Below are 18,708 nucleotides of genomic sequence, written 5' to 3'. Positions count from 1 at the left end.
GGTCCCAGCGTGCGCCGGGACGACGGTTGTAGTCGCCGAAGACGACATCAGGTGGGTCGGTCCGCGCCAGATCGGGTGGGTCATTCAAGGCCAGGCTGCGATGCCGCGACGTAGCGGAGCCTGAAACGACACTGGCCGCTTGCGCGGCCAGTGTGCTTTCACCTCATCGGGAGCGTGCAGCGCGTCAGACGCTGCGTTCTTCCGAGGTTTCGTCGTCCTGCTTGTCATCGCGGGCGATGTCATCCGCTGCCGGCTTGACCGGCGTCACCACCGGCTCGAACAGGCTGCGCGTCACCGACGGCGGTGTGTCGGCGTCGGCGACGAAGAACAGCGAACCCGTTGCCGGCATGCTGGCCGGTTTCGGTGCCTGCTGCGGCGCGGGGGTGGCCACGGCCACCTCTGCTGGCGCGGCAGGTTCGCTGGCGGCTTCGTTCACGGCGTCGACCAGATCGATCTGCACGGGCTCGCTGCGCACGTCGGTCACCGAGACCTCGGCTGCGGCGGGGGGCGCTGCGATGGCTTCCGCCACCACGACCGGCGCTTCGAGCGCCGGCACGGGTTCGGCGGCGATCTCGGCCTTCACCGTCTCGACGATGGCGACGGCTGCCGGTGCTTCTTCCTGCACCGTGGCCGTCACCTCGGGCTGGGCGAGCACAGCCCGGGCCTTCACGTCCTCGATGACATCGGCCGCCTGCGCGGCCTCGACCACGACGGGGGCGGGCGTCGACGCCTGGGGCGCCTCGGCCGCCGGGACGTCTGCCATGACAGCCACGGCCGCGACCGGCGCGATGGCAGCCGGCGTGGTGCGCTCACGTACCGGTGCATCGATGGCCTGGGGCTTCGGCTGACGGGGAGCGGCGACGGCCGGCTCTTCGTCATCGAAATCGAACTCGGGCTGCGAACGGTCGGCCACCGGGGCTTCGTCATCGCTGCCGAGGTCGTCGACCGACAGGCCTTCTTCGCCGGCGGCGGCGCCTTCGCCATTGCCACGACGGCGGCGGCGACCGCCACGACGGCCGCGACGGCGGCGGCTGCCACCTTCGCCACCATCACCGGCATCCGCAGCGGCGTCCGGGTTGGCCGGGGTTGCCAGGCTATCCGTCACGTCGGTGTCCAGTGCCGGTGCGTCGATCGACGAGACCAGGGCGGGCTCGACGACAGCTGCCACGCGGGTGGTTTCGACCACGGCTGCCACGGCCGCCGTTGCGATCACGGCATCGTCAGCGCCCGGGGCAGCCGATTTGGCCGTCTCCTGCTGGGGCGTGCGCGGTGCGTTGGGCTGGCGCGCTCCTTCCTGCTTGCCGGGCTGCGCCTGCCTGGGTGCCTTCTGCTGCGGAGCATTGCCCTGCGCGTTCTGCTGGCCGCCCTGTGCTTTCTGCGGCTTCGGGGCCTGCTGTTCGTTGCGCGGCTTCTGCTGCTGGGCATTGCCGTTCTGCGCGTTCTGGCTCTTGTTGCCGCGCTCGTCGCGGCGGCCACCGTCCTGCTTGCCGCCACGGCCCTGGTTCTGCTGGCCGCGGGTGTCGCGGTTTTCACGACGACCGTTGTTGCGATCGGTGCGCTGGCGGTTGTCCTGCTGCGGCCGCGCCTGCGGTGCGGGCGTGGTGGCCTCGCTGCCGCCGAGCAGTCGCTTGAACCAGCCGATCACACCGCCGCTGGCGGGTGCGGCCACCGCGACGGGCGTGGCGACCGGAGCCGGTGCGGGGGCCGCCACGGGGGCTTCGCGCTCTTCGCGTACCGGCGCCGGCTGCGCGTGCTTCACGTGCGTGACGGCGGGCGCGGCGGGGATGTTGAGCTGGGCCTTGGTCAACGCATGCACAGGCAGCTTGCGCTGGGTGCCGCGGTGGTAGCTGGGCTTGCTGCTTTCTTCGCCCAGCTCGTTCTCGCGGATGCGGGTGACTTCGTAGTGCGGGGTGTGCAGCGCTTCGTCGGCCACGATGATGACGGGCGCGTCGTGGCGCTGTTCGATCTCGCGCAGGGCGCTGCGCTTCTCGTTGAGCAGGAAGTTGGCGATCTCGAGCGGGGCCTGGATCAGCACCTGCCCGGTGTTGTCCTTCATCGCATGCTCTTCGGCCACGCGGATGATCGACAGCGACAGCGACTCGACGCTGCGCATGCGGCCATGGCCTTCGCAGCGCGGGCAGACGATCTGGCTGGACTCGCCCAGCGACGGGCGCAGGCGCTGGCGGCTCATTTCGAGCAGGCCGAAGCGCGAGATGCGGCCGATCTGCACGCGGGCGCGGTCGTACTTGAGCGCGTTCTGCAGCTTGTTCTCGACTTCGCGCTGGTGCTTGTTGCTCGACATGTCGATGAAGTCGATCACCACCAGGCCGCCCAGGTCGCGCAAGCGCAGCTGGCGGGCCACTTCCTCGGCCGCTTCCATGTTGGTGTGGAACGCAGTCTCTTCGATGTCGCCGCCCTTGGTGGCGCGCGCCGAGTTGACGTCGATGGCGGTCAGGGCTTCGGTCTGGTCGACCACGATGGAGCCGCCGGAGGGCAGGCGGACGTTGCGTTCGTACGCGCCTTCGATCTGCGATTCGATCTGGAAGCGGTTGAACAGCGGGATGTCGTCCTTGTACGCCTTCAGCTTGCGCAGGTTGTGCGGCATGACCTGCTGCATGAACTCGCGGGCGGTTTCATACAGTTCGTCGGTATCGACCAGGATCTCGCCCACGTCGCTGCGCAGGTAGTCGCGCAGGGCGCGCACGATCAGGCGGCTTTCCTGGTAGATCAGGAACGGGGCCGGCTTGGTCAGCGCCGCTTCGGCGATGGCCTTCCACACGCTGAGCAGGTAATCCAGGTCCCACTGCAGCTCTTCGGCGTCACGGCCGACGCCGGCGGTGCGGATGATCACGCCCATGTCGTCCGGAATGGCCAGGGCGTCCATCGCCTTCTTCAGCTCGGCCCGGTCGTCGCCCTCGATGCGGCGCGACACGCCACCGGCGGTGGGCGAGTTGGGCATCAGCACCATGTAGCGGCCGGCCAGCGAGATGAACGTGGTCAGGGCCGCGCCCTTGTTGCCGCGCTCGTCCTTGTCCACCTGGACGACGACTTCCTGGCCTTCCTTCAGCAGTTCGCGGATGCCGGCCTTGTTGTGGTCGACGCCGGCCTGGAAGTAATCGCGGGAGATTTCCTTCAGCGGCAGGAAGCCATGGCGGTCAGCGCCGTAATCGACGAAGGCGGCTTCCAGGGAGGGCTCGAGCCGGGTGATGCGGCCCTTGTAGATGTTGGACTTCTTCTGTTCCTTCGACGGCTGTTCGATATCGATGTCGTACAGGGTCTGACCGTCGACGATGGCCACGCGCAGTTCTTCAGCCTGCGTGGCGTTGATCAACATGCGTTTCATTGTGCGTTCCTCGCGCGCTGCTACCGCGCGGAACGCCATGGAGTTTCGCCTCTGGAACATTGCACCGCCCCTTGCGCAGGCGCAGCGGGGCAGATCGGGTTTCCAGCGCTACGACACCACGGCAGGCCGCGGGAGCGCTTCTTCTAATAGGTGTTGCGGGACCGGCGGCAGCTTCCCTGGTGAGGTGGCGCCGCGCGGGACATGTTCAGCTACAGGTACCGTCACGTACCCGGCGGTATCCGGGCCTGCCGATCAGCCGCTAACATGGCCGCCCCTGGGGCGGTGGCCGCGCACTTGCCGGAATCGCGGGGAGACGGGCTTCTGGCCCAACTGCAACTCCCTGCGAAATCAAACCCTTATCTCGCCCGCCGAGTGTAACAGAATGAATGCTTCCAACCCCACCCCCCCATCCGACAAGCCGGCAGCGGGTGCCAAGAGCGCCGTGCGGACGGTCACGGTGCCGGAGGACCGGGGCGGGCAGCGGCTGGACAACTTCCTGCTCGGCCAGCTGAAGGGCGCTCCACGCAGCCTGGTCTACAAGCTGGTGCGGAGCGGCCAGGTGCGGGTGAACGGAGGCCGGGCGAAGGCCGAGCGGAAGCTGGAGGGTGGGGACGAGGTACGGATCCCGCCGGTCAGTCTCGTGGATGCAGGAGACAAATCCGCGCCCCCCGTGGGCTTCCTGAAGCGGATGGAGGCGGCCATCGTGTTCGAGGATGAGCGGCTGCTGGTCATCAACAAGCCCACCGGCGTGGCCAGCCACGGGGGCAGCGGCATCAGCCACGGCGCCATCGAAACCATGCGCGCGCTGCGGCCCCACCAGTCCCTGGAACTGGTGCACCGGCTGGACCGGGATACGTCCGGCCTGCTGGTGATCGCGAAGAAGCGCTCGGCGCTGTCGGAACTGCAGGCGCTGCTGCGCGAGGACAGCGAGGACGGCACCCGTGCCATCGAGAAGCGCTACCTGACGCTGCTGGTCGGCCGCATGCCAGACGGTGTGATGAGCGTGGACGCGCCGCTGCACATCGGCCTGCGCCAGGGCGGTGAGCGGCACGTGCAGGTGCATCGCGACGGCAAGGCGTCGTTGAGCCACTTCCGCGTGCTGGAAAGGCGGGGAGGGCATTCGTTCTGCGAGGTACGCATCGAGACCGGCCGCACCCACCAGATCCGCGTGCACGCGCAGCACATCGGTCATCCGGTGGCGGGCGACGACAAGTACGGCGACCCGGCCGTCAACAAGCGCCTGCGCGAGCAGGCAGGCCTGAAGCGCCTGTTCCTGCATGCCGCGTCGTTGCAGTTCGCGCTGGACGGCGGCAGGACGCCGTATGTGCTCAGCGCCCCGTTGTCCGAGGATCTGGCCGAAGCACTGGAACGGCTTGGCTGACGGATCGCGTCAGTGCCAGAGGCCGAGGACGAGGCCGAACAGGGTGAACTGCAGCGTGTGGTAGCCGGCGTCGATCAACCAGAGCCGCGCCCCACGCTGCGCGAACAGATAGTTGATGCCGAAGCTGGCCGCCACGAAGCAGAAACCGACCAGCGCGCCGCGGCAGAGTGCGGTTGTCAGCGCCGGCTGCGGTCCGATCCAGGATGCGAACACGCCGGCTGCGAGCAGGGAAAACAGGAACGCGCCGCCAAAGATCTTCGCCGGATGCCCCTGCTTCTGCGGGTCCATGCCCGCGGCCTTGTTCCACGCCTTGCCGAACAGCGGTCCGTACCAGATGCCGCCCAACAGGAAGCTGCAGGCCGCTGCCACCAGCACCGCCCAGACGTTGATCCCTTCCATCGTCATGACCTCGGCCTGTGTCAGCCCGGGTTGCCTTGGGCGAAGCAACGGGTCGGCTTTTCCAGCACGGGCGGGAACGTCACCGGCACGGTGATGGTGTGGCTCACCGGCTTTCCGTTGCGCGTGGCGGCGCGGAACTTCCAGGTCTGCACGGCTTCGAGCGCCGCCTTGTCGAGGGCGGCGTTGCCGCTGCCCTGTGCCTGGGAAACACGCGATGGCACGCCATCCTTCTCGATGGTCACGCGCAGCACGGTGGTGCCGCCCTCGCTGCTGCATTCGGCTTCGGGCGGATACACGGGGGGCGGGGTGTCGGTCGCCGCCAGTTCGGTGGGCGGGATAGTGGGTACAGGCGCTTCTTCCCGTTTCGTGCATGCCGCCAGCACAAGCGCGGTGAGCGGAACCAGGAAGCAGAGGCGGGCGTTGCGCAGGTTCATCAGGATTCTCCCAACAGGGCGCTGGCCTTGGCCGCGCAGATGAAGTCGTTCTCGCTCAGGCCGCCGACGTCATGCGTGGAGTAGCGCACGACGGCGCGGTTGTAATGCACACCCAGGTCGGGATGATGGTCCTCGGCATGAGCGATGAAGGCGAGCGCATTCACGAACGCCATGGTTTCGTAGTAGTTGTCGAACGGAAATGTCCGCAGCAGTGCGTGGCCTTCTTCCACCAGTTCCCAGCCCGGCACCAGGGGCAGCAGTTCGGCGACGCGGGCAGGCGGCAGGCGGTGCTCGCTGCCACGCAACGGCACGCAGTGCGCGCGGGCGAGAGGGACAAGGTCGGACATGGGGACTCTCCTGCGTTGCGGCCAGTCTGAACAAAGACCGACGACGGGCCGGTGAACGTGAATGCCTGTCGGGCAGGGGGCTAGAATACCCGCATGATCCAGATTTCCGACAGCGCGCAGGCGCACTTCCGCAAGCTGATCGAACGCGAGGCGCTGCCCGGCCTTGGCGTGCGCCTGAGTGCGGTCCATCCCGGCACGGCGCAGGCCGACGCACGGCTGGAGTTCTCCGAGCCGCGCGACCTGGCCGGCGACGAATGGGCCATCGACTGCGATGGCTTCACGCTCTATGTCGATGCGGGCAGCGTGCACTGGCTGGACGGCGCCGAGATCGACTACGTGATGAAGGGCGCAAGCACGCAGCTCACCATCAAGGCACCGCGCATCAAGGGCGAGGCGCCCGGTGATTCCGCTTCGATGGTTGAACGCGTGCGCTGGGTGGTGGACAACGAGATCAACCCGCAGCTGGCGTCCCACAAGGGGCGTGTGGCGGTGGAGGAAGTAGGCGGCGATGGCGTGGTCTGGCTGCGCTTCGGCGGTGGCTGCCACGGGTGCGGCATGGCCGATGTCACCCTCAAGCAGGGCATCGAGAAGACGCTGATGGCCCGTGTGCCCGGCGTGACTGCGGTGCGCGACGCGACCGATCACGGGACCGGCGAAGCGCCGTATATCCCCCGCGGCAACGCCGCCTGACGGAGCCGAGCGCCGGTGACGAACGCCACCGACGTCATCGCGCAGCTGCTGTCGCGCAAGGCAGCCCCCATCGTTGAACGCCACACCGGCCTGCCGTTCGGCTGGGGCCTGTGGTTGCGGGCGCTTCCCGAGAAGCTGGGCCGCATCACGCGCGAGAAGGCCGACGCGGTCGTCACGCTGCTCCTGGCGCGCGCACCCCGCCCTCCCGATGCCGTGCCCGCCGCCTTGGGCCGGTGGCGTGCGTTCCGCTCGCTGTTCTACCAGGGCTGGGGACCTCCGCCACGCGAAGAGCGCTGGATGCGCTGGTTCGCAGGCTTCACCAGCAGTGCCGTGCATCTGCTGTTCTTCCTGTTCCTGATGTGGGTGGCGCTGGTCCAGATTCCGCCACCGCCACAGGAAGCCGGCGACACCAGTCGCGTGCGGCTGGAGATCATCGGCGACGGCAGTCCGGAGGAAGCGGGAGGCGAGGCGCAGGCGGCCGAACCGGGTTCGCAGCAGGCGGCGCAGGCCGACTCCGCGGCGCAGGAGGCGGCCACGGCGGCCCAGGCACGGCCTGCGCCGTCCGAGGCTTCGCCGCCACCGTCCGAAGCGGCGCTGCCCGACGTTGCGGTGGAGATGCCGCAGATCCAGTCTCGCCATGTTCCACAGCCCGAACTTGCGCACCAGCCCTTGCAGGTCACCGAGGTGCCGGAACCCACCCGCGCGTTCGTGCTGCCACCACCGACACCGCGGCAGCCCGATGTCACCCTGCCGGCCCTGCGCGAGGCGGGCGTACCGGTGCGCGAGATCCCCACACCGGTCGCGGCGCCGGTCATACGCCGGGACACGCCTGTGCGCGGCGTGGACGTGCCTGTCGTGGCAGCGCGTGAAGTGCAGGTACGCGAGCGCGAGGTGATGGCACCCGCACCCCAGGTCCGCAGCGTGCCGGTGCGTGCACGCGACGTGGCGCCCGTCCCCATCGCCACGCGGGAACGCAGCGTGCGGCAAGCCGAGATCCGCGAGCCGGCACCGAGACCTATGCCCGCCACCGCCGCACCGGTTCCTGCCACCACGGGTTCCGCGACGACCGCATCGACAACGGCGAGGACAACGGCGCCGAACCCGTCTGCTTCGCCTGCTACGTCTCGCGGCACGCCCTCCCGCGCATCCACCACGCCCGGCCCGGCGGCCGCGACGAAATCCGGCGGATGGAACACGCCTGCAGGCACCGACGACTGGGGAAACTCGACCCGCAATGCAGCAGGCGACAGCGCGGCGGACGGTCGCGATGCGCCAGGCCTCTACAACGCCGACGGCAGCCTGCGGGTGCCGGGCGGCGCGGGCGATGCCACCACTCAGCGCGGTGCCCCCGGCGGCGAGAACGATCAGTGGACACGCGAGCAGCTGGCGGAGGCGGGCACATGGCTGCAGCGTCCCCCTTACGACTACGAACCGACCACCTTCGACAAGTACTGGGTGCCGAACGAATCCCTCCTGGCCGAATGGGTGCGCCGCAACGTGCGCGAAATGGAAATCTCGATCCCCGGCACGAACATGAAGCTCAAGTGCACGGTGTCGGTGCTGCAGTTGGGCGGTGGTTGCGGCCTGGGCAGCCTGTTCCCCGAACCACCGAAGGCGCGACCGCCGCCGGAGATTCCGGTCAAGCGCACGCCGATCCCGACCGACAGTTGATCGCGCGGATGATTCGGGGGTGGGAGCGACGCAAGTCGCGAAGAGGCGTCGCGACCTGCCACCGCGACTTGCGTCGCTCCCGCACTTGATCTTTTTCTTATGTCGCAAACGAAAACGGAGCCTTGCGGCTCCGTTTCTGCATTCCCGACGAGGGAGCGAAGACTTACTCGTGCACGCCGTGCAGGTCACGCAGCTGCGAGGGGCGCGAACCGAAGTAGGCGGCGAGGTCGGAGATGTCCTGGTCGCTCAGGCCGGCAGCCTGTGGGGTCATCAGCGCATGCTGGCGGTCGCCGCTGCGGTACGCCTGCAGCGCGTGCGCCAGGTAATCCGCGTACTGGCCACCCAGCTTGGGATAGGTGTCGTCGATCGGCGCGTTGCCTTCGGCGCCGTGGCAGTCCACGCAGCTCTGGCCGGTGGCCTGGCCCTTGGCCTTGGACAGTTCTTCGCCCTTGGCGATGTGGCCCTTGGGCAGGCCGGCAGAGGAGCTGGAGCCATGCTCGCCACTGGCGTGGCCGGGATTCTCGGCGGCGGTTTCCGTCGTTTCCACCTTCGAACATGCCACCAGGGCGAGGGCAGCGAACAGGGCGATGGCTAGACGCTGGGCGTGCTTGGCGTTGGGCATGTGGGCTTACTTGACGGTGGAAAGGAAAGCGGCGATGTCGGCGATGTCCTGGTCGGAGAAACTCTGCGACTGGGCCTGCATCGTGGGGTGCTTGCGGTTGCCGTTGCGGTATTCGGTCAGCGCATTGGCAAGATAGTCGGCCGACTGGCCACCGATGCGGGGCACATGGAAGTTCGGGTAGGCGTTCTTGTAACCCACGATGCCGTGGCAGCCCTGGCAGGTGTAGGTAAGCGTGCGGCCGGTGTCGGCATTGCCGACCAGCGGTGCGGGCGCGGCAGCGGGAGCGGCGGCAGGCGCCGCGGCTTCGACCGAGGCCGGTGTGGCAGGAGTGTCCTGTTGGGCGGTCAGGGCGGCCAGCGGGAGGGCGGCCAAGGCAAGGCAAGCGGCGAGCGGCAGCAGTCGCATCATTCTCGGGAAACTCTCAGGTTGCGCGCGCCACGTACCACCGCAGCGCTTGGCTGAACGCAAGTATAGCCTGCGACCGAATGTCGCGCACAGCACAGTGCTTCCGCGTGGGTGGCGTGAAGTCGCGTGCCGCCGAATGGTTGCCGCCGATGCGTACGTTCCCGCGTTCGCCAGAGAGGGCGCGCGCGGCCAGCAACCTCGACGGAGGGGGATGCGCACTTCCGCACGCCGCTTCGTCCAGAGGCAAATGTCATTTCCCGAGCACAGGCCCGGACGCAAGTCACCATGACCTTCGGCGCATGGAAGTCGTTCAGGGGTGATATACCTTGATACAACACCACCACAACACCACCACCACGGTACCGCCCCATGTCCCGACCCCGCCCCAATTCCGGTCATTCCTACCTGCGCCTGGCGCTGGTACCTGTCCTCTGCAGCCTGCTGGTCCTGTCCGCCTGCAAGGGGGGCGGCCCCACGCCCGAGGCGCAGGCCAAGAACGGCGAGGCACCGAAGGAGCCCGACGCCGTTCCCGTGGAGATCGCCAAGGTCAGCCACCGGCCGGTGGCCGCCAGCTACAGCGGCACGGCGGCGCTGGAAGCGCTGGGCGAGTCGCAGGTGGTCGCCAAGACTTCCGGTGTCGCGCTGGCGGTGATGGTGGAGGAGGGACAGGTGGTCCGTGCCGGCCAGGCGCTGGTCCGGCTGGACCCGGACCGCCTGCGCCTGCAGGTGGCCCAGGCCGAAGCGCAGATGCGCAAGCTGGAGAACAACTACCGCCGCGCGCAGCAGCTGGTGGGCCAGCAGATGATCAGTGCCAACGACGTCGACCAGATCAAGTACGACCTGGACAACGCCCGCGCCATGTACCGCATGGCCGCGCTGGAGCTGTCCTACACCACGGTGACCGCGCCGATTTCCGGCGTGGTGGCGTCGCGGTCCATCAAGACCGGCAACTTCGTGCAGATCAACACGCCGATCATCCGCATCGTCGACGAGTCGCGCCTCGAAGCCACTTTGAACGTCTCCGAACGCGAGCTTTCCAAGTTGAAGGCGGGCCTGCCGGTGGCGCTGGCCGTCGATGCAATGCCGGGCAAGGTGTTCCAGGGCACGGTGGACCGCATTTCGCCGGTCGTCGACTCCGGCAGCGGTACGTTCCGCGTGGTCTGCTCGTTCGGCAGTGACGGCGTGCTGCAGCCCGGCATGTTCGGCCGCATCAAGATCGACTACGACCAGCGTGCCGACGCGCTGGTGGTGCCGCGTGTCGCCCTGCTCGACGACGGCGACCCGGCCGTGTTCGCAGTGCGCGATGGCAAGGCGGTACGCGTGCCGGTCAAGGTCGGCTACGTGGACGGCGAGTGGATCGAGGTGCGCGAAGGCTTGAAGCCTGGCGACCAGGTGGTGACCGCCGGCAAGGTGGCGTTGCGTGAAGGCAGCGCGGTGCAGGTGATCGGCGCCGAGCCCGCCAAGGTGGCCGCCAAGGCCGAAAACGCCAAGACTGCCGGAACCAAGCAATGAGCGCGCCCGGCCACGTTCCCGGGGAGCACGAGCCCCACGCGGGCGGCGATGGCAGCATGGGTGGCGGACTGGTCGAGTTCTCCACCCGCCGCCGCGTCACCGTGGCGATGTTCTGGATCACGATGTTCCTGTTCGGCGTGATCGCGCTGTTCTCGCTGAAGGTCAACCTGCTGCCCGACCTGAGCTATCCCACACTGACCGTGCGCACCGAGTACACCGGTGCCGCGCCTTCCGAAATCGAAACCCTCATCAGCGAGCCGGTGGAAGAAGCCGTCGGCGTAGTGAAGAACCTGCGCAAGTTGAAGTCGGTATCGCGTACCGGCCAGAGCGATGTGGTGCTGGAGTTCGCCTGGGGCACGGACATGGACCAGGCCAGCCTGGAAGTCCGCGACAAGATGGAAGTGCTGCAATTGCCGCTGGAAGCGAAGGCGCCCGTGCTGCTGCGCTTCAATCCGTCGACCGAGCCGATACTGCGCCTGGCCCTGGCCAACAAGCAGGAGCCGAAGAATGATGCGGACGCCGTACGCCTGCTCACGGAGTTGCGTCGTTACGCGGACGACGATCTGAAGAAGAAGCTGGAGCCCGTGGACGGCGTGGCGGCGGTCAAGGTCGGCGGCGGTCTCGAGGACGAGATCCAGGTCGACATCGACCAGCAGAAACTCGCCCAGCTCAACCTGCCGATCGATACCGTCATCCAGCGTCTGCAGCAGGAGAACATCAACATCTCCGGCGGCCGGTTGGAAGAAGGTTCGCAGCGCTACCTGGTGCGCACCGTCAACCAGTTCGCCACGGTCAACGAAATCCGCGAAATGCTGGTCACCACCCAGAGTGGTGGCGACAACGCCGCGGCGTCGGCGGCGGCACAGATGGCCGCCATCGCGGCTTCGACCGGCTCGGCCGAAGCGATGGCGGCGGCCGCCTCCGTGCAGAGTGCGTCGTCCGGCGGCAGTTCGACGGTCGCCGGCGGCATGCCGGTCCGCCTGAAGGACGTCGCCGACGTGCGCCAGGGCTTCAAGGAACGCGAGGCGATCATCCGCCTTGGCGGCCGCGAAGCCGTCGAGCTGGCGATCTACAAGGAAGGCGACGCCAATACGGTGGCGACGGCGCAGGCGCTGAAGGCCAAGCTCGAGCAGATCAAGAACCAGACCCCGCCGGATGTCGAGCTGACCGTCATCGACGACCAGTCGCTGTTCATCGAACACGCGATCTGGGACGTGCAGAAGGACGCCATGATCGGCGGCGTGCTGGCGATCCTGATCATCTTCCTGTTCCTGCGCGATGGCTGGAGCACGTTCGTGATCAGTCTGTCGCTGCCGGTCTCCATCATCACCACGTTCTTCTTCATGGGCGAGCTGGACCTGAGCCTCAACGTGATGTCGCTCGGCGGCCTGGCGTTGGCGACGGGCCTGGTGGTGGACGATTCGATCGTGGTGCTGGAGAGCATCGCCAAGGCGCGCGAGCGTGGCCTGGGCATCCTCGAGGCCGCGATGGTCGGCACCCGCGAAGTCAGCATGGCGGTGGTGGCGTCCACGCTGACCACGATCGCCGTGTTCCTGCCGCTGGTGTTCGTGCAGGGCATCGCCGGCCAGCTGTTCCGCGACCAGGCATTGACGGTGGCGATCGCCATCGGCATTTCGCTGGTGGTGTCGATGACGCTGATCCCGATGCTGAGTTCGTTGAAGGGTCGCCCCCCGCTGGCGTTCCCCGACGAAGCGGCGCATCCGCAGTGGCGCCCCGATTCGCGCTGGCAGAAGCCGCTGGCAGCCACCGGCCGTGGCGTGGGCGCTGCGATCCGCGGCGGCTTCTTCGGCATTGCCTGGCTGGTCGTCCGCGCCTGGCGTGGCCTGGCCGCTGTGGTCGGCCCGGTCATGCGCAAGTTCAGCGACCTGGCGATGGCGCCCTACAACCGTGCCGAAGCCGGCTACATGCGCCTGTTGCCCGCGTCGCTGCGTCGTCCCTGGCTGGTGCTGGGCTTTGCCGCCGCTGCGTTCGTCGGCGCGATGCTGCTGGTGCCGCTGCTGGGTGCGGACCTGATCCCACAGCTGGCGCAGGACCGCTTCGAGATGACGGTCAAGCTGCCGCCGGGCACGCCGCTGGCGCGCACCGATGCACTGGTCCGCGAACTGCAGCTCAAGCACGGCAAGGACGAGGGCATCCATGCCCTGTACGGTGTGAGCGGCAGCGGTACCCGTCTTGATGCCAATCCCACCGAGAGCGGCGAGAACATCGGCAAGCTGACCGTGGTGATGGCCGGTGGTGGCAGCGAGGACGTCGAAAGCCGCGAAACCGAGGCCCTGCGTGCGTCCATGAAGGACCATCCCGGTGCCCAGGTCGATTTCAGCCGTCCCGAGCTGCTCAGCTTCTCGGCGCCACTGGAAGTCGAACTGCGCGGCCAGGACCTGGCCGGCATCGAACAGGCAGGCCAGAAACTCGCCGCGTTGCTGCGTGCGAATCCGCACTACGCCGACGTCAAGTCGACGGTGGAGCAGGGCTTCCCGGAAATCCAGATCCGCTTCGACCAGGAACGCGCCGGTGCGCTGGGCCTGACCACGCGCCAGATCGCCGACGTGGTGGTCAAGAAGGTGCGCGGCGAAGTCGCCACGCGCTACAGCTTCCGTGACCGCAAGATCGACGTGCTGGTGCGCGCCCGCGAAACCGATCGCGCGTCCCTGGAAAGCATCCGTCAGCTGATCGTCAATCCGGGCAGCGCTCGGCCGGTGACGCTGTCGGCCGTGGCCGATGTTGTCGCCACCACGGGTCCCAGCGAGATCCATCGCGCCGACCAGGTGCGCGTGGCGATCGTCTCGGCCAACCTGCGCGACATCGACCTGGGCGGCGCGGTGCAGGAAGTGCAGAAGATGGTGTCCGAGAATCCGCTGGGCGCCGGCGTCGGCATGCACATCGGTGGCCAGGGCGAAGAACTGGCCGAATCGGTCAACTCGCTGATGTTTGCGTTCGGCCTGGCGATCTTTCTGGTCTACCTGGTGATGGCGTCGCAGTTCGAATCCCTGCTGCATCCCTTCGTCATCCTGTTCACCATTCCGCTGGCGCTGGTCGGTGCCGTGGGCGCCCTGTTCCTGACCGGTTCGGCGGTCTCGGTGGTGGTGTTCATCGGCCTGATCCTGCTGGTGGGCCTGGTAACCAAGAACGCCATCATCCTGATCGACAAGGTCAACCAGTTGCGCGAAGCCGGCGTGGCCAAGCGCGAGGCGCTGGTCGAGGGTGCCCGTTCGCGACTGCGGCCGATCATCATGACGACCTTGTGCACGCTGTTCGGCTTCCTGCCGCTGGCGATCGCGATGGGTGAGGGTGCCGAAGTGCGCTCGCCGATGGCGATCACCGTGATCGGTGGCCTGCTGATCTCGACGCTGCTGACCCTGCTGGTGATCCCGGTCGTCTACGACCTGCTGGACCGCCGCGCCGATGACTACTACCTCGAGCGCGGGCGCCGCGCTCGCAAGGGTGCGGCAATGCCACCGGTCGGGGAGGGCGAACCCGCATGAGCGTCGCGGAGTTCAGCATCAAGCGGCCCGTGACGGCGGTGATGTTCTTCATCTCGCTGTTCGTGATCGGCCTGATCGCGGCCATCCGGCTGCCGCTGGAAGCCTTTCCCGAGGTCTCGCCGCCCTTCATCTTCGTGTCCCTGCCATACACCGGCTCGACACCGGAGGAAGTGGAGCGCACGGTGCTGCGACCGGCCGAGGAAGCGCTGTCGACGATGGCCGGCATCAAGCGGATGGAGTCCAACGCGAAGGCGGACGGCGCACAGATCTTCATCCAGTTCTCGGACTGGGACCGCGACGTCGCCATCGCCGCGTCCGAAGCGCGCGAGCGCCTGGACGCGATCCGCGACGACCTGCCGGACGATCTGCAGCGCTATTTCGTCTTCAAGTTCTCGACCACCGATCAGCCGGTGCTCCGGGTGCGCCTGGCCAGCAAGACCGACCTGACCGGCGCGTACGACATGATCGAGCGCGAGTTCAAGCGTCGCATCGAGCGCATCCCTGGCGTAGCCCGCGTGGAAGTGTCGGGAGCTCCGCCCAACGAAGTGGAGATCGCGATCAACCAGGATCGCCTGACCGCGCACAACCTGAGCCTCAATGATCTGACGACACGGCTGCAGGCGGTCAATTTCTCCATCTCCGCGGGTGTCATCAGCGACGGCCCGCAGCGCCTGCGCGTGCAGCCCGTCGGCGAGCTGACCGACCTGCAGCAACTGCGCGACCTGATCGTCGGTGCGGGCAACGTGCGACTCGGCGATATCGCCGATGTGCGCCTGAAGCCGGCCCGGATGGACTACGGTCGCCGGCTGGACGGCCAGCCCGCCGTCGGCCTGGACATCTTCAAGGAACGCAACGCCAACCTGGTCGAGGTGTCCAGCAACGCGCTGGCCGAGGTCGAATCGATCCGCGCCCAGCCGGAGATGAGCGACATCCAGGTCAAGATCATCGAGAACCAGGGCGACAACGTCACTTCCTCGTTGCTGGAACTGGCGGAAGCCGGCGCGATCGGCCTGGTCCTGTCGATCGTGGTGCTGTGGTTCTTCCTGCGCCACTGGCCTTCGGTGTCGATGGTGACGCTGGCGATTCCGATCTGCTTCGTGATGACGCTGGGCTTCATGTACTTCGCCGGCGTGACGCTGAACATCCTGTCGATGATGGGCCTGCTGCTGGCCATCGGCATGCTGGTCGACAACGCCGTGGTCGTGGTCGAGAGCATCTACCAGGAGCGCGAGAAGTACCCGGACAATCCCACCTGGGCGTCGATTATCGGCACCCGCCACGTGGCGATCGCGCTGTCGGCGGGTACGCTGTGCCACTGCATCGTGTTCGTGCCCAACCTGTTCGGCGAGCGCAACTTCCTGAGCATCTACCTGGGCCAGATCGCGATCACCATTTCGGTCTCGCTGCTGGCTTCGTGGCTGGTCGCGGTCAGCCTGATCCCGATGATCTCGGCCCGGTTGAAGACGCCCCCCCAGGTGCGCAGCGAGACCGGCATCATCCCGCGCATGCAGAAGCGCTACGCGGGGTTCCTGCGCTGGACGCTGGAACACCGTGGCTGGAGCGTGCTGGGCATCCTGCTCATCATCGTGGTCAGTTTCGTGCCCATGAAGATGACCAAGTTCGACATGTTCGGCAACGACGGCGGCGGCGAGGCGGAGCTCTACTACCAGTGGAAGGGCGCCTACACCAAGGAGCAGATGTCGGCCGAGATCCTCAAGATCGAACAGTTCCTGGACGCCAACCGCAAGAAGTACCGGATCAGCCAGATCTATTCGTACTTCAGCGAGCAGGGTTGGGGTGGAACCCAGGTCAAGTTCGACACCGAAAAGGCCAGCGAGACCAAGCCGATCGTCGAGCAGCTGCGCAAGGATCTGCCGAAGTCGGCCCGCGCCAACATCGGCATCGGTGGCGACGGTGGCAATCAGGGTGGCGGTGGCCAACCCGGCCAGAGCGTGTCGTTCCAGCTGGTTGGTGACTCGACCCAGACCCTGGCGGAGATCGCGGACGACCTGATTCCGATCCTCGCCAAGCGCAAGGAACTGCGCGACGTACGCGTCGATGTCGGCGACCAGAACAGCGAGTTGAACGTGCGCGTCGATCGCGAGCGCGCCGCGGCCTTCGGCTTCACCTCCCAGCAGGTGGCGAGTTTCGTGGGCCTGGCCCTGCGTGGCGCGCCGTTGCGCGAGTTCCGCCGCGGCGAGACCGAAGTGCCGGTGTGGGTGCGTTTCGCGGGTGCCGAAGACTACGGCACCGAAGATCTGGCCGGCTTCATGGTGCGTTCGCCGGATGGCCGCACGGTGCCGCTGCTGAGCCTGGTCGACGTGGGCATCACGCCCTCCGCCACGCAGATCCAGCGCACCAACCGCCAGACCACGCTGACCGTGCAGGCCAACCTGGCCGAGAAGGTCACGGTGCCGGACGCGCGCAAGGCCATGGAAGAGGCGCTGGAGGGCATGTCGTTCCCCGCGGGCTACAGCTATTCGTTCGATGGCAGTGCCTTCCAGGAGGACGACGAGGCGATGGGGCAGATGATGTTCAACCTGCTGATCGCGCTGGTGATGATCTACATCGTCATGGCGGCGGTGTTCGAATCGCTGCTGTTCCCGGCGGCCATCATGAGCGGCGTGCTGTTCTCGGTATTCGGCGTGTTCTGGCTGTTCGCGCTGACGGGTACCACGTTCGGCATCATGTCCTTCATCGGCATCCTGGTGCTGATGGGCGTGGTGGTGAACAACGGCATCGTGATGGTCGAGCACATCAACAACCTGCGACGGCGCGGCATGTCGCGCACGGATGCGCTGGTGGAAGGCAGTCGCGAGCGCCTGCGGCCCATCCTGATGACGATGGGCACGGCAATCCTGGCGATGGTCCCCATCGCGATGGCGAACACCCAGATGGCGGGCGACGGCCCGGCTTACGCTCCGATGGCACGCGCCATCGCCGGTGGCCTGGCGTTCTCGACGGTGGTCAGCCTGCTGTTCCTGCCCACGATCTACGCGATCCTGGACGACATGCGCAGCGGTACTTCGCGTGCGATCGGCCGTGCCAAGCAACGGCGTGGCGATGCGCCTGCGGCGGCAAGCGTGGCTGCCCTGCACGTGGAATGAAGAAGGCGGAAAGCGAAGAGCCGGGCATTGCCCGGCTCTTTTTTCGTCTGAGTCCAGCTCAGCCGACCAGTTTGCCGAGCATCCTCAGTCCCCCGGTCCACACGCCGATGGCAGTACCCAGGCTGGTGAGGAAGAAGTTCAGCAGGACGCGCGCCACGCGGTTCTTCCACCAGCCACGCATCGTCTGGACATCGTCGCGCAACGCCATGAAATCGGCATAGGTGGGCTTGCGCAACGTTGCTTCCACGAAGGCGCTGACAGTACCCGATGCAAGTGCGGGATGCAGCGGGGTGAGCGGCGATGAAATGAAGGCCGCGAGAATGCTGAGCGGATGCCCGCCTGCAATCGCACAGCCGATGGCGCCGAGCACGCCGGTGGCCAGCACCCACTGCAGCAGCAGATCCGAACCGACGTCCACGCCACCCTGCCAGAAACCCCACGCGAAGCCCCCCACGAGGAACACGCCGATCACCAGTTCCATCCACGGTACGCGCGACTTGGGTTTGACGACTTCGAGCGAACGGCGCAGCTCGGCCGGGTCGGCGGTGTCGTCCTGCAGGTGGCGGGCCAGGCCGGGCAGGTGGCCGGCACCGACCACGGCGAGGACGCGGTAGGGCAATGCCGCGCCGGCTGGCTTGCCTGCGGCCACCTGGCGCAATGCGGAGGCCATGTACTGGTCGCGCTCCGCGATGATGGCCTGGTACAGCTGAGGGCTTTCGGCGGCGAACTCGCCGAAGCTCGACTCCAGCATGTCGCCCTGCTTGAGCTTCTCGATTTCGTCGTCACCGACTTCTTCGTCACCGAACATGCTGGCGAGGATGCCGGCGCCCACCTTGGTGCGCTGCCACCAGCCCAGCGATTGCAGCGCGCGCTTGAAGGTCAGGCCCACTTCGCGATCGATCAGGTGGACGGGCAGCCCGCGCGCCTGTGCGTCGAGTGCGCCGGCCTTCAGCTCTTCGCCCGGCTCGACACCCAGCTGTTCGGCCAGGCGCCGCTGGTAGGCCGCCAGTGCGAGATTCGCGGCGAACAGGTGCGTCTTGCCCTCGCGGACCACCTTCACCAGATCCAGCCGCGCCAGTGTGTCGGGATCGGTCAACGACTGCAGGCGGCCGGCGTCCAGTTCCACCGCCACGCTGTCGTAGTCGCCGCTGGCCACCGCCGCGCGCACCGCATCGACGCTGGCGCGCGAGACGTGCGCTGTTCCGAGCAGGGTGAAGCGCACGCCGTCGCGCTCGATGATGTCGTGGGGTTGCCCGTGCAGCGGGTCGGCGTGGGCGGTCGTGGTGTCGGTCAT

The 18,708-nt window shown here is 67.4% G+C and carries 13 protein-coding genes; 6 read left to right on the top strand and 7 right to left on the bottom strand.

The window, feature by feature from the left end:
- Positions 1–184: 184 nt before the first annotated feature.
- The gene (locus IB223_RS15140) at positions 185–3,343 is read right to left on the bottom strand and encodes an Rne/Rng family ribonuclease (protein WP_192202599.1); all 3,159 of its coding nucleotides are present in this window, start codon (positions 3,341–3,343) and stop codon (positions 185–187) included.
- Positions 3,344–3,725: 382 nt separating this feature from the next.
- Here IB223_RS15140 and IB223_RS15135 point away from each other — a divergent pair, with 382 nt between their 5' ends.
- Positions 3,726–4,724: an RluA family pseudouridine synthase gene (locus tag IB223_RS15135; protein WP_192202598.1), complete on the top strand. Its 999-nt coding sequence runs from the start codon at positions 3,726–3,728 to the stop codon at positions 4,722–4,724.
- A 9-nt stretch (positions 4,725–4,733) separates the two neighbouring features.
- On the opposite strand, the gene IB223_RS15130 is transcribed toward IB223_RS15135, so the two are convergent.
- The 3 genes from IB223_RS15130 to IB223_RS15120 are packed head-to-tail and all read right to left on the bottom strand — an operon-like array spanning position 4,734 to position 5,904.
- Positions 4,734–5,123 (bottom strand): DUF1761 domain-containing protein, encoded by a 390-nt coding sequence (locus tag IB223_RS15130; protein ID WP_192202597.1) that lies wholly within the window; start codon positions 5,121–5,123, stop codon positions 4,734–4,736.
- Between the two features lie 20 nt (positions 5,124–5,143).
- Positions 5,144–5,557, bottom strand: a complete 414-nt coding sequence (locus IB223_RS15125; protein WP_192202596.1) for an energy transducer TonB — start codon at positions 5,555–5,557, stop codon at positions 5,144–5,146.
- Positions 5,557–5,904 (bottom strand): 4a-hydroxytetrahydrobiopterin dehydratase, encoded by a 348-nt coding sequence (locus IB223_RS15120; protein ID WP_192202595.1) that lies wholly within the window; start codon positions 5,902–5,904, stop codon positions 5,557–5,559. Before IB223_RS15120 ends, IB223_RS15125 begins: the two co-directional genes overlap by 1 nt.
- A gap of 93 nt (positions 5,905–5,997) precedes the next feature.
- Between IB223_RS15120 and IB223_RS15115 the strand changes: the two genes are divergently transcribed.
- Positions 5,998–6,594 carry an NfuA family Fe-S biogenesis protein gene (locus IB223_RS15115; RefSeq protein WP_192202594.1) on the top strand — a complete coding sequence of 199 codons (597 nt, stop codon included), beginning with the start codon at positions 5,998–6,000 and terminating at the stop codon, positions 6,592–6,594.
- A gap of 15 nt (positions 6,595–6,609) precedes the next feature.
- Positions 6,610–8,265 carry a hypothetical protein gene (locus tag IB223_RS15110; protein ID WP_192202593.1) on the top strand — a complete coding sequence of 552 codons (1,656 nt, stop codon included), beginning with the start codon at positions 6,610–6,612 and terminating at the stop codon, positions 8,263–8,265.
- Positions 8,266–8,428: 163 nt separating this feature from the next.
- Here the strand turns inward: IB223_RS15110 and IB223_RS15105 are convergent, their stop codons facing one another.
- The gene (locus tag IB223_RS15105) at positions 8,429–8,887 is read right to left on the bottom strand and encodes a cytochrome c (RefSeq protein WP_192202592.1); all 459 of its coding nucleotides are present in this window, start codon (positions 8,885–8,887) and stop codon (positions 8,429–8,431) included.
- A 6-nt stretch (positions 8,888–8,893) separates the two neighbouring features.
- A complete protein-coding gene (locus IB223_RS15100) occupies positions 8,894–9,292 on the bottom strand; it encodes a c-type cytochrome (protein ID WP_192202789.1) in 399 nt (132 codons plus the stop codon).
- A 369-nt stretch (positions 9,293–9,661) separates the two neighbouring features.
- Between IB223_RS15100 and IB223_RS15095 the strand changes: the two genes are divergently transcribed.
- From IB223_RS15095 to IB223_RS15085, 3 genes are read left to right on the top strand one after another with little or no spacing between them, the layout of a single operon-like run.
- Positions 9,662–10,804 (top strand): efflux RND transporter periplasmic adaptor subunit, encoded by a 1,143-nt coding sequence (locus IB223_RS15095; RefSeq protein ID WP_192202591.1) that lies wholly within the window; start codon positions 9,662–9,664, stop codon positions 10,802–10,804.
- Complete coding sequence (locus IB223_RS15090; RefSeq protein WP_192202590.1) at positions 10,801–14,307, top strand: efflux RND transporter permease subunit; 3,507 nt, start codon at positions 10,801–10,803, stop codon at positions 14,305–14,307. The genes IB223_RS15095 and IB223_RS15090 overlap by 4 nt, the downstream gene beginning before the upstream one ends.
- Positions 14,304–17,414: an efflux RND transporter permease subunit gene (locus IB223_RS15085; protein ID WP_192202589.1), complete on the top strand. Its 3,111-nt coding sequence runs from the start codon at positions 14,304–14,306 to the stop codon at positions 17,412–17,414. The genes IB223_RS15090 and IB223_RS15085 overlap by 4 nt, the downstream gene beginning before the upstream one ends.
- A 58-nt stretch (positions 17,415–17,472) precedes the next feature.
- Here the strand turns inward: IB223_RS15085 and IB223_RS15080 are convergent, their stop codons facing one another.
- Entirely contained in the window at positions 17,473–18,708 is a 1,236-nt protein-coding gene (locus IB223_RS15080) for a TraB/GumN family protein (RefSeq protein WP_192202588.1), read from the bottom strand.

Origin of the sequence: Pseudoxanthomonas sp. PXM03, assembly GCF_014852005.1 — a bacterium.
In the GTDB taxonomy this organism is placed as follows: domain Bacteria; phylum Pseudomonadota; class Gammaproteobacteria; order Xanthomonadales; family Xanthomonadaceae; genus Pseudoxanthomonas_A.
The sequence above is the reverse complement of the archived record's forward strand: the minus strand, read 5'-3'. Positions and strand labels throughout refer to the sequence as shown.

Coding starts and splice junctions, on each gene's coding strand:
- IB223_RS15130 (WP_192202597.1), bottom strand. CDS start 5,123: ATGGAAGGGATCAACGTCTGGGCGGTGCTGGTGGCAGCGGCCTGCAGC.
- IB223_RS15085 (WP_192202589.1), top strand. CDS start 14,304: ATGAGCGTCGCGGAGTTCAGCATCAAGCGGCCCGTGACGGCGGTGATG.
- IB223_RS15125 (WP_192202596.1), bottom strand. CDS start 5,557: ATGAACCTGCGCAACGCCCGCCTCTGCTTCCTGGTTCCGCTCACCGCG.
- IB223_RS15120 (WP_192202595.1), bottom strand. CDS start 5,904: ATGTCCGACCTTGTCCCTCTCGCCCGCGCGCACTGCGTGCCGTTGCGT.
- IB223_RS15105 (WP_192202592.1), bottom strand. CDS start 8,887: ATGCCCAACGCCAAGCACGCCCAGCGTCTAGCCATCGCCCTGTTCGCT.
- IB223_RS15115 (WP_192202594.1), top strand. CDS start 5,998: ATGATCCAGATTTCCGACAGCGCGCAGGCGCACTTCCGCAAGCTGATC.
- IB223_RS15140 (WP_192202599.1), bottom strand. CDS start 3,343: ATGAAACGCATGTTGATCAACGCCACGCAGGCTGAAGAACTGCGCGTG.
- IB223_RS15090 (WP_192202590.1), top strand. CDS start 10,801: ATGAGCGCGCCCGGCCACGTTCCCGGGGAGCACGAGCCCCACGCGGGC.
- IB223_RS15135 (WP_192202598.1), top strand. CDS start 3,726: ATGAATGCTTCCAACCCCACCCCCCCATCCGACAAGCCGGCAGCGGGT.
- IB223_RS15100 (WP_192202789.1), bottom strand. CDS start 9,292: ATGCGACTGCTGCCGCTCGCCGCTTGCCTTGCCTTGGCCGCCCTCCCG.
- IB223_RS15095 (WP_192202591.1), top strand. CDS start 9,662: ATGTCCCGACCCCGCCCCAATTCCGGTCATTCCTACCTGCGCCTGGCG.
- IB223_RS15080 (WP_192202588.1), bottom strand. CDS start 18,708: ATGACCGACACCACGACCGCCCACGCCGACCCGCTGCACGGGCAACCC.